Source organism: Blautia sp. CGZ-1-C1, assembly GCF_056504575.1.
This window is the reverse complement of record NZ_JBWLUT010000119.1, coordinates 14,172-30,392: the sequence shown is the minus strand read 5'-3', so window position 1 is coordinate 30,392 and position 16,221 is coordinate 14,172. Positions and strand designations below refer to the sequence as shown.

Genomic DNA, 16,221 nt, shown 5'->3' with positions numbered 1-16,221 from the left:
CATGGACTATTTGGATACAAAGGGCAGAGTGTTTGATGTCCAGCGATATTCCATTCATGATGGACCGGGCATAAGGACAATCGTATTTCTGAAGGGATGTGTCCTGCGGTGCAAATGGTGCTGTAATCCGGAATCTCAGGAATATAAGATCCAGACAATGAAGGTTCTGGGAGAAGATAAGATCATCGGACGTGACGTGACAGTCAGAGAGATGATTGAAGAGGTGGAGAAAGACAGGGCATATTATTACCGCTCAGGTGGAGGAATGACTCTTTCAGGTGGAGAGTGTCTGTGTCAGCCCGAGTTTGCGGCGGCTCTTCTGAGAGCTGCAAAGGAGAGAGGAATTTCTACTGCGATTGAGAGTATGGCCTGTGCGAAATGGGAAACCATCGAGATGATCCTGCCGTATCTTAATACTTATTTAATGGATATCAAACATACAAATACAGAGAAACATAAAAAATTTACAGGACGTTCCAATGAATTGATGATGGAAAATGCCAGAAAGGTGGCCCTTTCAGGAAAGACAAATCTGGTAATCCGCGTGCCTGTGATACCTACGTTTAATGACACAGTTGAAGAAATCCAGGGGATTGCAAGGTTTGCGGATACTCTTCCCGGAGTAAATAAGATCCATCTGCTTCCATATCACAGACTTGGACAGGATAAATATGAAGGACTGGGGAGAGCGTATCCCATGGGAGATATTGAACCGCCGTCTAAAGAACATATGGAAACGCTGAAAAAAGCAGTGCATGCAGTCAGCGGCCTGGACTGTCAGATTGGTGGCTGAGGATATGCAGCCCGAAAACATATGTGATAGCAGATGAAGTGTCGAAAAACAAAAAAACAAACAAAAACAACATAAAATAAAATACAAAAACAACATAAAACAACGGAATCGTATTGACTTTTTATGACTGATGATGTATAATTTCAAATAGAAATGCCAACCAAACAAATGCCTTAAGGAGGAAAAAAAGCATGGTAAACGAATACGAAATCAAAAAACAGATCTGTGACATCGGAAGAAGAATTTACAACCGTAACATGGTAGCTGCAAATGATGGAAACATCTCTGTAAAACTGAATGACAATGAATTCCTTTGCACACCTACAGGTGTATCCAAAGGTTTCATGACACCGGACTTTATCTGTAAAGTAGACAGAGAAGGAAATGTGATCCAGGCAAATCCGGGATTCAAACCATCTTCTGAAATCAAAATGCACATGAGAGTTTATGAGAAGAGACCGGATGTTGGTTCTGTTGTACATGCTCATCCGATTTATGCAACATCTTTTGCAATTGCAGGTATTCCGCTGACACAGCCGATCATGCCGGAAGCTGTTATCTCTCTTGGATGCGTTCCAATCGCTGAATATGGTACACCATCTACAATGGAGATCCCGGACAACCTTGAGAAATATCTTCCATATTTCGATGCAGTTCTTCTTGAAAATCACGGAGCACTGACATGGAGCACAGACTTAAATGCAGCTTACATGAAAATGGAATCTGTAGAGTTCTACGCACAGCTTCTGTATCAGTCAAAAGTTCTTGGCGGACCTAAGGAATTTGATGAGAAGAACATTGAGAAACTTTATGAAATTCGTCGTAAATTCGGTATGGCTGGTAAACATCCGGCAAACCTCTGCCTGAACAAAGACGGCAAGAACTGCCATAACTGCGGTGGAGCATGTCAGGACGGAGAATTCAAGAAATTCCCTGGATATCAGTATGATTTCGTTGGTGGCGATTCCAAACCGGCAGAGAATAATGCTGCATCTGATGCACAGTTAGTTGCTGAGATTACAAAACAGGTAATGGCTCAGTTAGGAATGAAATAAGAGCATAGATAATCAAGGAGGACAGTCTCATGCCAATTAATGAGAATATGGTACAGGAAATTGTACAGGAAGTTATGGCAAAAATGCAGATAGCAGACGCTCCGACTGGCAAACATGGCATTTTTAAAGAAATGAATGATGCAATTGAAGCTGCCAAGAAATCACAGCTTATTGTAAAGAAAATGTCCATGGATCAGAGAGAAAAAATTATTACCTGCATTCGTAAGAAAATAAAAGAAAATGCAGAAGTAATGGCACGTATGGGTGTGGAAGAAACCGGTATGGGAAATGTAGGAGATAAGATTCTCAAACATCATCTCGTAGCTGATAAGACACCAGGAACAGAAGTTATTACAACAACTGCATGGTCAGGAGACAGAGGATTAACTCTTATTGAAATGGGACCTTTCGGTGTGATCGGTGCTATTACTCCATGTACTAATCCAAGTGAAACAATTTTATGTAATACAATGGGAATGCTTGCAGGAGGAAATACAGTTGTATTTAATCCTCATCCGGCAGCAATCAAGACTTCCATTTATGCGATCAATCTTCTGAATGAAGCATCATTAGAGTCCGGCGGACCGGATAATATTGCGGTTACTGTAGAGAAACCTACTCTTGAAACCAGCAATGTAATGATGAAACATAAAGACATCCCGCTTATTGCAGCAACCGGCGGACCTGGAGTTGTAACTGCAGTTCTTTCTTCAGGCAAACGTGGCATTGGTGCAGGTGCAGGAAATCCTCCGGCACTTGTTGATGAAACAGCTGACATTCGTAAAGCGGCAACAGACATTGTAAACGGATGTACATTTGATAACAATCTTCCATGTATCGCAGAGAAAGAGATCGTAGCAGTTTCTTCTATCGTAGATGAGCTGATGCATTATCTTGTAACTGAGAATGACTGTTATCTTGCATCTAAAGAAGAACAGGATAAACTTACAGAAGTAGTTCTGGCAGGCGGAAAACTGAACCGTAAATGTGTTGGACGTGATGCAAGAACACTCCTTTCCATGATCGGAGTAAATGCACCTGCAAATATCCGCTGCATCGTGTTTGAGGGACCAAAGGAACATCCTCTGATCACTACAGAGCTTATGATGCCAATCCTTGGTGTTGTAAGAGCGAGAGATTTCGATGATGCAGTAGAGCAGGCAGTATGGTTAGAGCATGGCAATCGTCATTCAGCACATATTCATTCAAAGAATATTGATAATATCACAAAATATGCGAAAGCAATCGATACAGCAATCCTTGTAAAGAATGCTCCATCTTATGCAGCATTAGGATTTGGCGGTGAAGGTTATTGTACATTTACGATCGCAAGCCGCACAGGTGAAGGTCTTACATGCGCAAGTACATTTACCAAGAGAAGACGCTGCGTAATGGCAGACAGTCTCTGCATTCGCTAAAAACAGAATGTCAGGGTCAGAAAGCATTTGCTCTTTTGGCCCTGGTATCAGAAAAGTAAGGGAGAAAGAACATGGACATGAATAATGTAAATATAGAAGAAATCGTGAAACAGGTTCTCTCCGGCATGACAGGAAACGCACCGGCAGCAACAGCAGCACCGGCAGCATCAACTGGAATCCCGAAGACAGCCAGAGTAGCTGTATTAACTGAAAAAGAGCATTTTGAACTGAAAGAATATCCAATCCCTCCACTTGGAGATGATGACATTCTTGTTAAAGTTGAAGGATGCGGTGTGTGCGGTACAGATGCACATGAATTCAAGAGAGATCCATTTAACCTGATCCCTGTAGCACTTGGACATGAAGGTACAGGTGAGATCGTGGCAATGGGTAAAAACGTTAAAGTGGATACAGCAGGAAAACCTGTAAAGGTTGGCGATAAAGTCGTTACCTGTATGATCTTCAAAGATGATCCTGATATCACAATGTTCGACCTGAACAAGAAAAATGTAGGCGGAGCTGATGTATATGGTCTTCTTCCGGATGATGATGTACATCTTAACGGATGGTTCTCTGATTACATCTTCTTAAGAGGTGGAAACTTCGGAACAACATTCTTTAATGTAAGCGATCTGGATCTGGATTCAAGAATCCTTATCGAGCCATGTGCAGTACTTGTACATGCAGTAGAGAGAGCTAAAACAACAGGAATCCTGCGTTTCAACAGCAGAGTTGTAGTTCAGGGCTGCGGACCTATCGGTCTGATCTGTATCGCAGTACTTCGTACTCTGGGTATTGAGAATATCTGCGCAGTAGACGGAAATGAAAAACGTCTTGAGTTTGCCAAGAAAATGGGAGCTGATACAAGCGTTAACTTCATGAACTGCAAAGGTATCGATGAACTGACAGAAGCTGTAAAGGAAGCACAGGGTGGACATCTTGCAGACTTTGCATTCCAGTGTACAGGAAATCCGAAAGCTCATGCAAATATCTACAAATTTATCCGCAATGGCGGTGGTCTCTGTGAACTTGGCTTCTTCATCAATGGTGGAGATGCTACTATCAATCCACACTTTGACCTCTGCTCCAAAGAAATCAACCTGGTTGGTTCCTGGGTTTACACACTCAGAGATTATGTAACAACATTTGATTTCCTTAAGAGAGCAAAAGCAATCGGCCTTCCAATGTCTGAACTGATCACAGATAAATTCCCGTTAGAGCAGATCAATGAAGCTCTTCAGACTAATCTGGCAATGACAGGACTTAAGATTGCGGTTGTGAATAAATAACAGACCTGGCAATAGAGGAGAAACAAAATGGCAGAAGCTGTAGGAATTTTAGAGGTATTCGGGCTGGTAACAGCCTTTGTAGCAGGCGATGCCGGATGTAAGGCGGCAAATGTCCGCATGGAGGTTTTTGATAAGAATAAACCAGCCAATGCTGACAGCCTGCCGGTACCGCTCCTTGTCTGCATTAAATTCAGAGGAAGTGTAACTGATGTTACAGCAGCTGTGGAAGCAGGCATGGAAGTTGCAAACAGAATGACTGGTGTGGTACAGCACTATGTAATTCCGAACCCGGAAGAGGGAACGGCAAAAATGCTGAAAATCAGTGCCCTGGATAAGGAATAGCAGTTGCATATCCTTCGGGTATCAGTTAGAATAGAAACAGACAATTAGTGTAGATTCAGGAGGAAGATAAAATGGCACAGGAAGCATTAGGAATGGTAGAAACCAGAGGACTTACAGCAGCGATCGAAGCTGCAGATGCAATGACAAAGGCAGCTGAAGTCGCATTAGTAGGAACAGAGAAGATCGGATCCGGACTTGTAACAGTTATGGTTCGCGGAGATGTTGGAGCTGTTAAGGCTGCAGTAGAAAGCGGAAGTGCAGCTGCATCCAGACTTGGTGAATTAGTAGCTACACATGTAATCCCGAGACCTCATACAGACGTAGAGAAAATCCTTCCAAGCATCTGACCAGCAGATTAAGAAATAAAGGAGTTCGCTCATGAGTAAATCATACGGATTTATAGAAATCACAGGTGTTGTTGCAGCAATCGATGCTCTGGACATCATGTGCAAAACTGCAGACGTTGAGCTGGCGTCATGGGAACGTAAGCTGGGCGGACGACTGGTTACTATTATAGTTGAGGGCGATGTATCTGCAGTAACAGAGGCAGTAAATGCAGCTGTGGCAGGTGCAATCAAGAAACCGGCAAGTTATGCAGTGATTGCCCGTCCCCATGAAGAAACAGTCAAAATGGTGGAACTGAGTGCAAGTCGTTGGAAGAACAAGGATATGCAGGGGGATGAATGATGGCTGAAGAAAAGAAACCGGGAATAGGTGATACAGCCCCTGGAAAAGCGGCCGCTCGCAAAAAGACCAGGAGTACGGCAGGAAGAGCAAAAGCTTCTGTGAAAAAAGAAGAAAAAGTTCAGAAACCGGATACAGCGGCTAAGGAAACAGATAAAACAGAATCCCAGACAGAAAAGATAACAGAAACATCATCTCATAAGGAGGAAAAAAGAATGACACAGGAAGCATTAGGAATGGTAGAAACCAGAGGACTTACAGCAGCTATCGAAGCAGCAGACCAGATGTGTAAAGCAGCTAACGTAGCATTAGTAGGAACAGAGAAAATCGGATCCGGACTTGTAACAGTTATGGTTCGCGGAGACGTTGGAGCTGTTAAATCAGCAGTAGAAAGCGGAAGCGCAGCTGCATCCAGACTTGGTGAATTAGTAGCTACACACGTAATTCCGAGACCACATACAGATGTAGAGAAAATCCTGCCTGTATTAAAATAATAGATCCGTCATTTCTGACAGAAAGCAGGTGTATTCTTGGAAACAAATAATATTGAACTGATTACCAGAATGGTTCTTCAGGCAATCGATAAGAATGAGAAAAAAGGCGATGGTTTCGTAGTTCCTATCGGAGTTTCTGCAAGACACATTCACCTGACACAGGAACATGTAGAAGCATTATTCGGACCTGGATATCAGCTTACAAAGAAAAAAGATCTGATGGGCGGTCAGTTTGCTTCTAATGAGACAGTTACCATTGTGGGACTGAAACTTCGTGCCATTGAGAATGTAAGAATCCTTGGACCTGTACGTAAAGCTTCACAGGTTGAAGTATCTGCTACAGATGCCATCAAACTTGGAATGAATGTTCCGGTCCGTGAATCAGGAGATGTTGCAGGAAGTGCACCGATAGCAATTGTAGGACCAAAAGGTGCTATTTATCTGAAAGAGGGATGTATCGTGGCAATGCGCCATATACACATGTCTCCGAAAGATGCACAGGCTGCAGGTGTTAAAGATGGTCAGATCGTATCAGTAAAAGCAGATAACGAAAGAGGAACAATTTTTAATCAGGTTAAGATCCGTGTGGATGACAGTTTTACACTGGAAATGCACATTGATACAGATGAAGCGAATGCAGCAAAAATTGCCACAGGCAATACAGTAACAATTATTAAATAACAATATCGGAGGGCCAAAGGTCAGAAAGCCGTTCGTGCCTGCACGATAAGGCTTTGGCCGGAAACCCTTGAATATTAATTTGGGGGCAGAATCTTTTGCCCCCAAAAGTCATTATAAGAAATAATTTGGAGGCTCATATGATCGTAGGCAAAGTTGTGGGAAGCGTGGTATCCACGCGAAAATGTGAAAAACTGATAGGAAGCAAATTTATGATTATCGAGCCTGTGCATCATATGAAAGGTGACCTCAGCCAGCTGGTGGCGATCGATATGATTGGAGCCGGAGTTGGTGAATATGTATTGGTGGCACAGGGAAGCGCAGCAAGAATTGGCTGCGGCGTAGAAACAGCACCGGTGGATGCGGCAATTGTTGGTATCATCGATGACGGTGCAGGATTGGAGTAACGCCATGGAAATCAAAGAATTACAAGATATTATACAGCAGAATGGTGTAGTGGGTGCCGGTGGAGCCGGATTCCCTACTTATATGAAGCTTACAGATAAAGCTGATACCATTCTTATGAACTGTGCAGAGTGTGAACCATTGCTGAAGTTACACAGACAGTTATTGGAGAAACATGCATATGAAATTATGAAAACATTCCATATGATCCAGGAGACTGTAGGTGCTTCTGAGGCAATTATTGGAATCAAGAAATCTTATGTACAGACAATCCAGGCATTAAATCAGCATATTGAAGAATTTCCTGGAATGAGACTCCATCTTCTGGATGAAGTTTATCCTATGGGAGATGAAGTTGTGCTTATTTATGAGGCAACAGGACGTGTTGTAAGACCGGGAGGACTGCCGATTGAGCAGGGTGTGGCTGTATTTAATGTCGAAACAGTTTATAATGTATATCGTGCTGTAGAAGAAAAACAGCCGGTTACAGACAAATATGTGTCTGTTGTTGCAGAAGTAAGTGATCCTGTTACAGTACGGGTTCCGCTGGGATGCACCCTGGAGGAAGTTGTAGCTCAGGCAGGCAGCACAACAGTGAAGGATCCTGTTTATTTCGTAGGTGGTCCGATGATGGGCCGTATTGGAAATGGATCAGATCCTGTGACAAAGACAACAAATGCTATTCTGGTTTTACCAAAAGACCATCTTATTGTAGCGAAGAAACAGCGTACTTCTGCTATAGATTTAAAACGTGCAGCATCTATCTGCTGCCAGTGTAATACATGTACAGATTTATGTCCGCGACATAATCTGGGACATCCGATCGACCCTGCAAGATTTATGCGGGCTGCGTCAAACAATGATTTCAGAGATGTGAACCCATATATTGATGCTTCTTTCTGCAGCTCCTGTGGTGTGTGTGAAATGTATGCATGTCCTCAGAGTCTTGCACCAAGAACTCTTCTGGCAGATATGAAGGGTGGACTGAGAAAAGCAGGCATCCGCCCGCCTCAGGGAGTACAGCCAAAACCGGTACAGGAATCCAGAGAATACCGTAAGGTTCCGGAAGAACGTCTGATGGCACGTCTGGGACTTACAAAGTATGATAAGGATGCACCTCTGAAAGAAGAACTTGTACAGGTTAATAAAGTAAAAGTATTGCTGAGCCAGCATATCGGAGCACCTGCGCAGGCAGTTGTCAAAGCTGGTGATCAGGTAAGCAGAGGACAGATGATCGCACAGCCTGCACAGGGACTGAGCGTTGGAATCCATGCTTCTGTCAGCGGTAAAGTCACAGAAGTCACAGATAGTTATATTATCATTGCAGTAAAGTAGAAAGGACGTGCACAAAATGAGTAAAGCAATCGGAATGATTGAATTTAAAACCACAGCTACAGGCGTTACTGCAGCAGATGCTATGGTAAAAACATCTGAGGTAGAGATCGTCGAGGCACAGACCGTATGTCCTGGTAAATATATTGCAATTATTACCGGTGACTTAAGTGCTGTAAAAGCAGCCGTTGATACGGCAACAACTACATATGAGGATAAATGTATTGACAGTTTTGTACTGGGTAATCCTCATGAGTCAATTTTCCCTGCAATTTATGGAACCACACAGGTGGAAGATATCAGTGCGCTGGGAATTCTTGAAACATATGATGCGGCTTCCATTATTGAGGCAGCAGATCAGGCAGCGAAGACTGCGATCGTAGATCTGATCGAACTTCGTATTGCAAAAGGTATGTGTGGAAAATCTTATATGATGATCACAGGAGAAGTTTCAGCAGTAGAAGCATCCATAGAGAGAGCAAAAGAGTTTGTTGCTTCAAAGGGAATGTATCTGGATTCTTCAGTTATCGCACATCCTGACAGAAGAATGATAGACAGCTTATTATAAAAATTCCTGAGACTGTTCGGTGCTTATGCTGACAGATGATGCCGGACAGTTACAGAGTCTTCGAAAAAAGGAGGCAAAAAAGATGCTTGCGTTAGAGAGAAGAAATCAGATTCTTGAGAAACTGCAGATAGAGAAGCGGGTGGTGGTAAGTGAACTGAGCCAGCTGTATAAGGTTTCTGAAGAGACGATACGCCGTGATCTTGATAAACTGGAAAAAGAGGGACTTGCAATTAAAAGCTATGGCGGTGCTGTGATTAATGAGGATGTGAGTATCGATTTGCCTTTTAATGTCCGCAAGAATCAGAATGTAACAGGAAAGCAGAGAATGGCAGAACTGGCTGCTTCCCTTGTGAAGGACGGTGACCATATTTTTCTTGATGCCAGTACTACTGCAGTGTTTATTGCAAAGGCTTTGAAGGAAAGAGAAAGGCTTACTGTGATTACCAATTCCCTGGAGATATTGTTGGAATTGGCTGATGTATCCGGCTGGAATATTATTTCCACAGGAGGGGTCATGCAGGAAGGGTATCTTGCTTTTCTTGGATCTAAAACAGATGAGTCCATACGCTCTTATTATGTAGACAAAGTCTTTATCTCATGCAAGGCACTGGATCGGGAGTGGGGCATTATGGAATCTCAGGAAGCATTTGGTTCCACAAAGAGAGCAATGCTGAATTCCGGACGAAAAAGAATTCTGGTTATTGACAGTTCTAAATTTGATCAGACAGCATTTTCTGTCTGCGGCAGTGTGAAAGATATAGACGTTGTGGTGACAGATAAGAAACCTGCAGAACGCTGGAGAGCGTACTTCGAAGAAAAAGGAGTAGAGTGCAAGTATCCTGTCTGATACGGAAAAAAGGAGTATTAAATAATGAATACTTTCGAGATGAAAACAGCGATACATTTTGGTGATAATGCGCTGGAAAGATTAAAACAGATCCCGTATAAAAGGGTTCTGATCATTACAGATCCATTTGTTGTACAGAGTGGGATGATTGATTTGATCACTACTCCTTTAAACAGTGCTGGTATTGAGTATGACATTTTCCATGATGTTGTGCCGGATGCCCCTGTAGATAAGATTGCAGTAGGGGTAAAGAAATTTCTTGAGTATCAGCCGGAGGCTGTTGTCGCAGTTGGCGGAGGTTCTGCGATCGATTCCTCCAAAGCAATCAGAGAATTTGCATTAAAGATCAACAATTATGGAAAAGTAGGCCTGATCGCAATCCCGACTACAAGTGGTACAGGATCAGAGGTGACTTCTTTTGCAGTGGTAAATGATACAGCGGCACATGTGAAGTATCCGTTGATTTCAGACAGTCTGACTGCAGATGAAGCAATTCTGGATGCAGAGCTTGTAAAGAGTGTTCCGCCATCTATTACAGCGGATACAGGCATGGATGTATTCACACATGCGCTGGAATCTTATGTAAGTACAGCACATAATGAATTTTCTTCAGCACTTGCAGAGAAGGCGATAGAAATCTGCGGCGTATTTTTGTTGAGAGCATATCTGGACGGCAGTGATATGCATGCTCGTAATAAGATGCATGTAGCTTCCTGTCTGGCTGGGTTATCATTTAACACTGCCGGACTGGGAATCACCCACAGTATGGCACATCAGCTGGGAGCAATGTTCCATATTCCGCATGGAAGAGCAAATGCGATGCTTCTTCCGCATATCGTAGAATTTAATGCTGATATTAATAAACACAGTAAGAGTCAGAAAGAATATCTTCCGGCCGTAAAGAGATATGCAAATATTGCGCATATTCTTGGCCTGAGTAATTACAATAAGGTAATGACAGTGCGTTCCCTGGTGAACTGGATTCAGTTTATGCAGAAAGAAATGAATATTCCTCTGACAATACAGGAACTTGGAACGATTGCACCGGAAGAGTATTTCGCAGCAATTGACAAGATGGCAGAGGCAGCACTTGCAGATGCCTGTACTGTGAACAATCCAAGAGTTCCTACAAAAGAAGATATTGTAAAGATTTATACAAAATTATGGTCATTCTAAGGAAAGTGGGTCTGGCCTGAAATAAACCAGACCTTTTTTCCTGACTACAGGCAGATGCGGACTGCCGCTGATACCAGATACAGGAGTGGAGTGTATATGAGTATTTATACAAAACGGGGAGACAGAGGAATTACAGATATGGCTCATACCAGTAATATTTCCAAGTCCGATGATCGTATCCGGTTGCTGGGTACTATTGATGAGTTGAACAGCCATATTGATCTTGTGAGAAGTATGCTTTCTCAGGCAGAAGTGATCTCATTATTGGAAAATATACAGAATAACCTGAATCTGATCGCAGCGGGAGTCAGCAATCCCTACGACAGGAACAGCAGGATCAGTGAGAAAGAAACAGCATTTCTGGAAACTGAGACAGACAGGATGGAGGCACTTTGTGCACAGCCGGTTCCGGAGAAGCTTACAGGAAAGAATCGCCTGGCAGCGGAGATTGAGATCACCCGTGCTGTTGCCAGAAGAGCAGAGCGTTGTCTGGCGCAGGTCAGTGTAAAATTCGGAGCAGATAATGAGAGTAAAAAATTTCTAAACCGTCTTTCGGACTATCTGTATATTCTTGCCAGATATACAGAGAATGAGTCAGGATCTGTGCATGCAGAACAGACAGGAGACAGAGTTCAGACTTTAAGCGCAGAAAATACAGGAAGTGAAGCTGTATCTACAGCAGAGCAGCCTGATAATACTGCAGATGCTGTGCAAAAAGCAGCAGACATCAATGAGGCAGTTATTCAGGAGGTTCTTAAACGTATGGGAATACAGAGCAGAATTACATTAAATACAGCAAAGAAACTGATAGAGAAGCTGGAGCAGGAGGCACTGCGCAGGGGACAGCATGCAGTGATCGCTGTCTGCAATCCGGAAGGAAATCCGGTAGCAGTCCATGTTATGGATGGGGCTTTTATTGTCAGCTTTGATGTGGCAATGAAGAAAGCATACACTGCTGTTGCTGTTAAGATGTCCACTATGGAACTGTCAAAGCTTGCACAGCCAGGGGAAACTTTTTATGGAGTTGACAAACTGGATGGGGGCAAGATTGTTATTTTCGGTGGAGGTATTCCGCTGAAATCTGGTGACACTATTATTGGCGGTCTGGGGATCAGCGGCGGTACAGGCAAAGAAGATCACAGTCTGGCAGAGTATGGACAGGCTGTTTTGAATGAACTGATGTAAGCGGAGAAATCCAGTTAAAATCGTATCAATAGTAAACAGAATAAAAACAAAAAAGAAATGAAAAAAGATCAGAACAGTTGAGGGAAACACTGCTCTGATCTTTTGTGTTATCTTCGTTTATATTTTCCGGGAGTAATGCCTTTGTATTTTTTGAAAGTACGGATGAAATAGCTGAGATCATTAAAACCATTCCTGTAAGCAATTTCAGTAATTGAATCGTCAGTGGTGGTCAACTGATAGCATGCTTCTTCAATTCTTTGTCTGTTAAGATAATCCATAGGAGTCTGATGGGTCATTTCCGAGAAAAATCTGCAGAAATATTTTGGGGACATGGAGACAGAGGCTGACAGTTCCTGAAGAGTGATAGAATTGGTATAGTTTTTCTCAATAAATTCAAGAACCTGTTTTAACTGCAAAATGCGCTTATAATCCCTGCGTGTTTTCTGGGGATTTTCAATAAAGTAATGATTGCTAAAAATCAAACCAAAAAAGTGGTAAAATTGTCCAAATACAGTCAGCTCATATCCTGGCTTTTTTTCATATACAGCCTGAAATAAGGTGGAAATACAATCAAGGATCTTAGGATGTTCTGCTGTGAAATATGGAAAAAGCATCATTTCCTGGTGAAGGATCTTCTGAATATATTCTCCGCATACAGGATTATTTTTCAGAAATGTATTGATATCAAAAACAATGCACTGATAAACACAATCATGAGGAATTCCGGAATGAAGAATCCCGCTATGTACAAAAATAACATCATTTTCTGATGCAGTAAAACTTTTTTCGTCTAAAGTGACGGTGATAGAGCCTTTCAGAATGCGAATAATTTCATATTCTACGTGCCAGTGGTAGGACATGACATATCTTGGATGTGTGTGGTCAATATGATGAAATTCAAATGGAAACTCATAAGTGCCTCTTGGACGATCTTCGTTATGGTCTAAATCATGCAAAATAAATTGCCTCCTCTTTAAAATTTACAGAAATTTTGAACTTAAAACAGAAAAGGTGAATATTATACTATTTTTTGCTATTATAACACAAGTAATTTCAGGAATGCAATTATATAATAGATATCAGTAACAAAGGTGAGTTATTGGTTACTGTTCACTTGTAATATCCCGCGTAGCGTGTTACTGAGAACGGAGTGAACAGCAACAGTTGTTGAGAACGAAATAACAGTAACTTACTGAGGAACAGCAGAGGTGTAATCTTAGGGGTAATATCAGGAAGGATATTCCTGTGATAAGATTATAACAATTAATTTCAGGAGGTATTTTATTATGGCAAAGAGCAGATTAATCGGCAGCTATCCGGTAATCGGAATCAGACCTACTATCGATGGTCGTAGAGGAGCATTGGATGTTCGTGGATCTCTGGAAGATCAGACAATGAACATGGCAAAATCAGCTGCTAAATTATTCGAAGAGAATTTAAGATATTCCAACGGTGAACCTGTTAAGGTTGTAATCGCTGATACAACAATCGGACGTGTTGGTGAGAGCGCTGCATGTGCAGATAAATTCCGCAGAGAAGGCGTTGATATCACTCTTACAGTTACACCATGCTGGTGCTACGGTGCTGAGACAATGGATATGGATCCCACAGACAATCAAAGCTGTATGGGGATTCAATGGAACAGAAAGACCTGGTGCTGTATATCTTGCATCTGTACTTGCAACACATGCACAGAAGGGACTTCCGGCATTCGGTATCTATGGACATGATGTTCAGGAAGCTGATGACACATCTATTCCGGAAGACGTTAAAGAAAAACTGTTAAGATTCGGCCGCGCAGCAGTTGCTGCAGCATCCATGAGAGGAAAATCCTATCTGCAGATCGGTTCTGTAACAATGGGTATCGGCGGATTTATCATTGATTCCGATTTCATCGAATCTTATCTTGGAATGAGAGTTGAGTCTGTTGATGAGGTAGAGATCATCCGTCGTATGACAGAAGGTATCTATGATCACGCAGAATTTGAGAAAGCTCTGAAATGGGCAAAAGAAAACTGCAAGATCGGCTGGGACAAGAACCCTGAAGAACTTCAGTTCTCAGCTGAAAAGAAAGAAGAGCAGTTCGAGTTTGTTGTTAAGATGGCAGTTATCATCAAAGAACTGATGAACGGCTGTGACAACCTTGATCCTGCATTCTCTGAAGAAGCAATCGGACACAATGCTCTGGCAGCTGGTTTCCAGGGACAGAGACAGTGGACAGACTTCTATCCGAACGGTGACTTTGCAGAAGCTATGCTGAATACTTCCTTTGACTGGAACGGAGCACGTGAGCCATACATCCTGGCTACAGAGAACGATGTTCTTAACGGACTTGGAATGATGTTCATGAAACTTCTCACAAACAGAGCACAGATCTTCGCTGATGTTCGTACATACTGGAGCCCGGAGGCTGTTAAGAAAGCTACAGGATATGATCTTGAAGGCGTTGCTAAAGAAAACGGTGGATTCCTGCATCTGATCAACTCTGGTGCTGCATGCCTTGATGCTAATGCACGTGCTAAAGAAGCTGATGGAACACCGGTTATGAAACAGTGGTGGGATATTACAGAAGAAGACCAGAAAGCAATCATGGAAAACACAGAATGGTGTATGGCTGATAACGGATACTTCCGTGGCGGCGGATACTCCAGCCGTTATGAGACAGTTGCTCAGATGCCTGCAACAATGATCCGTCTTAACCTTGTGAAAGGACTTGGACCGGTTCTGCAGATCGCTGAAGGATGGACAGTAGCTCTTCCTGAAGAAGTATCTGATAAACTTTGGAAACGTACAGACTATACATGGCCATGTACATGGTTCGCTCCAAGATGTGATGGCAAAGAAGGACCGTTCAAGACAGCTTATGATGTAATGAACAACTGGGGTGCAAACCACGGTGCAATCTCCTACGGACACATCGGTGCAGACCTTATCACAATGTGCTCTATGCTGAGAATCCCGGTATCCATGCACAATGTTCCTGAGAAAGATATTTATCGTCCGGCAGCATGGAATGCATTCGGAATGGATAAAGAAGGTGCTGACTTCAGAGCCTGCAAGAACTATGGACCTCTTTACAAATAATAGAATAAATTAATAAAATGAAATAATAATAAATCCACTGTTTTATCAGCAAAATGCGATAGACAGTGGATTTATTTTAAAATCTTTTTTGAGTGGTTTTATATATAATAAATGCGGCACCTGCCGAATGACAGATGCCGCATTTATGAATATATATTATGTGTATGTGTGTATAGTATTTGAGGCGTTAATATTTACACTGTAAATATTAACAATTGATTGTCAATTATTATTTATTTGCGAAGAAAAGATGAAGATTAAAATCAGTCGTTGATCACAACGCCTTTCTGAAGCATAATGTTTGCATACAGAGCTTTTTCACCTGTAGAGATAATGCAGTATGCAGTTTTAGCTTCGTCATAGAATGCAAAACGCTCGATATTTCCAACAGCCTTATCGCCACGCTCATCATGTTTTGCTATGATTTCTTTGTAAGTATCCCAGATAGGGGTTTCTACAGTGTCACCAGGCATTACTTCCATAAGATTTACAGGATGTTCTACATATGTATCCAATGGGAAGAGCTTTAAGATTGCATCAAGGATTTCAGGTACGCCATGTCCGTCGCAACGGATTGTGATCGCATTTTTTCCCATAGACTCAACCGGGAAGTTGCCGTCTGCGATAACAAGGCGGTCGCTGTGGCCCATTTCACATAAAACCTTGAGTAATTCCGGTGATAAAATTTCAGGAATTCCTTTTAACATATTTATATTCTCCTTTCAAAAAAGAATTTCCACAGATAAAAATCTATGTAACATCTATAAAATAGTTTAGTAGGACAAATAAGATTAATCAAGGCAATATTTTACAGAAAAAGTGTAAATTTTTATGCTTTTGCCGGATAGGGGGGAGGGTTATTCAGAATGGG

At 42.2% G+C, this 16,221-nt stretch carries 17 protein-coding genes and 1 pseudogene; 16 read left to right on the top strand and 2 right to left on the bottom strand.

The window, feature by feature from the left end; genetic code table 11:
- Position 1: 1 nt before the first annotated feature.
- From AC058W_RS11440 to AC058W_RS11370, 15 genes are all read left to right on the top strand, one after another.
- Positions 2-793 carry a glycyl-radical enzyme activating protein gene (locus AC058W_RS11440; RefSeq protein WP_118136409.1) on the top strand — a complete coding sequence of 264 codons (792 nt, stop codon included), beginning with the start codon at positions 2-4 and terminating at the stop codon, positions 791-793.
- 191 nt (positions 794-984) lie between these two features.
- A complete protein-coding gene (locus tag AC058W_RS11435; protein WP_117674442.1) occupies positions 985-1,848 on the top strand; it encodes a class II aldolase/adducin family protein in 864 nt (287 codons plus the stop codon).
- Positions 1,849-1,877: 29 nt separating this feature from the next.
- A complete protein-coding gene (locus tag AC058W_RS11430) occupies positions 1,878-3,266 on the top strand; it encodes an aldehyde dehydrogenase family protein (RefSeq protein WP_008705584.1) in 1,389 nt (462 codons plus the stop codon).
- Positions 3,267-3,337: 71 nt separating this feature from the next.
- A complete protein-coding gene (locus AC058W_RS11425) occupies positions 3,338-4,555 on the top strand; it encodes a zinc-binding dehydrogenase (protein ID WP_117674443.1) in 1,218 nt (405 codons plus the stop codon).
- A gap of 27 nt (positions 4,556-4,582) precedes the next feature.
- Positions 4,583-4,897 (top strand): BMC domain-containing protein, encoded by a 315-nt coding sequence (locus AC058W_RS11420; protein WP_117674444.1) that lies wholly within the window; start codon positions 4,583-4,585, stop codon positions 4,895-4,897.
- Between the two features lie 71 nt (positions 4,898-4,968).
- Positions 4,969-5,244, top strand: coding sequence for a BMC domain-containing protein (locus tag AC058W_RS11415; protein ID WP_008705581.1), 276 nt, complete (start codon positions 4,969-4,971; stop codon positions 5,242-5,244).
- Between the two features lie 31 nt (positions 5,245-5,275).
- On the top strand, positions 5,276-5,584 hold the full coding sequence (locus AC058W_RS11410) for a BMC domain-containing protein (RefSeq protein ID WP_117674445.1): 309 nt from the start codon (positions 5,276-5,278) through the stop codon (positions 5,582-5,584).
- 212 nt (positions 5,585-5,796) lie between these two features.
- Complete coding sequence (locus tag AC058W_RS11405) at positions 5,797-6,075, top strand: BMC domain-containing protein (RefSeq protein ID WP_005427721.1); 279 nt, start codon at positions 5,797-5,799, stop codon at positions 6,073-6,075.
- 69 nt (positions 6,076-6,144) lie between these two features.
- Entirely contained in the window at positions 6,145-6,756 is a 612-nt protein-coding gene (gene pduL / locus AC058W_RS11400) for a phosphate propanoyltransferase (protein WP_445291951.1), read from the top strand.
- Positions 6,757-6,893: 137 nt separating this feature from the next.
- Entirely contained in the window at positions 6,894-7,160 is a 267-nt protein-coding gene (locus tag AC058W_RS11395) for a EutN/CcmL family microcompartment protein (protein ID WP_026648404.1), read from the top strand.
- Between the two features lie 4 nt (positions 7,161-7,164).
- The gene (locus tag AC058W_RS11390; protein ID WP_117674447.1) at positions 7,165-8,493 is read left to right on the top strand and encodes a 4Fe-4S dicluster domain-containing protein; all 1,329 of its coding nucleotides are present in this window, start codon (positions 7,165-7,167) and stop codon (positions 8,491-8,493) included.
- 16 nt (positions 8,494-8,509) lie between these two features.
- The gene (locus AC058W_RS11385) at positions 8,510-9,058 is read left to right on the top strand and encodes a BMC domain-containing protein (RefSeq protein ID WP_117674448.1); all 549 of its coding nucleotides are present in this window, start codon (positions 8,510-8,512) and stop codon (positions 9,056-9,058) included.
- 82 nt (positions 9,059-9,140) lie between these two features.
- On the top strand, positions 9,141-9,905 hold the full coding sequence (locus tag AC058W_RS11380) for a DeoR/GlpR family DNA-binding transcription regulator (protein ID WP_117674488.1): 765 nt from the start codon (positions 9,141-9,143) through the stop codon (positions 9,903-9,905).
- Positions 9,906-9,929: 24 nt separating this feature from the next.
- Positions 9,930-11,081 (top strand): 1-propanol dehydrogenase PduQ, encoded by a 1,152-nt coding sequence (locus tag AC058W_RS11375; RefSeq protein ID WP_117674449.1) that lies wholly within the window; start codon positions 9,930-9,932, stop codon positions 11,079-11,081.
- A 96-nt stretch (positions 11,082-11,177) separates the two neighbouring features.
- Positions 11,178-12,266 carry a cob(I)yrinic acid a,c-diamide adenosyltransferase gene (locus AC058W_RS11370; protein WP_117674450.1) on the top strand — a complete coding sequence of 363 codons (1,089 nt, stop codon included), beginning with the start codon at positions 11,178-11,180 and terminating at the stop codon, positions 12,264-12,266.
- Between the two features lie 107 nt (positions 12,267-12,373).
- Here AC058W_RS11370 and AC058W_RS11365 read toward each other — a convergent pair whose 3' ends face one another.
- A complete protein-coding gene (locus AC058W_RS11365) occupies positions 12,374-13,222 on the bottom strand; it encodes an AraC family transcriptional regulator (RefSeq protein ID WP_117674451.1) in 849 nt (282 codons plus the stop codon).
- 330 nt (positions 13,223-13,552) lie between these two features.
- Between AC058W_RS11365 and AC058W_RS11360 the strand changes: the two are divergent.
- A pseudogene (locus AC058W_RS11360) lies at positions 13,553-15,350 on the top strand (L-fucose isomerase).
- Positions 15,351-15,613: 263 nt separating this feature from the next.
- Here the strand turns inward: AC058W_RS11360 and AC058W_RS11355 are convergent.
- Entirely contained in the window at positions 15,614-16,057 is a 444-nt protein-coding gene (locus AC058W_RS11355; RefSeq protein ID WP_117674453.1) for an RbsD/FucU family protein, read from the bottom strand.
- Positions 16,058-16,221: the final 164 nt, after the last annotated feature.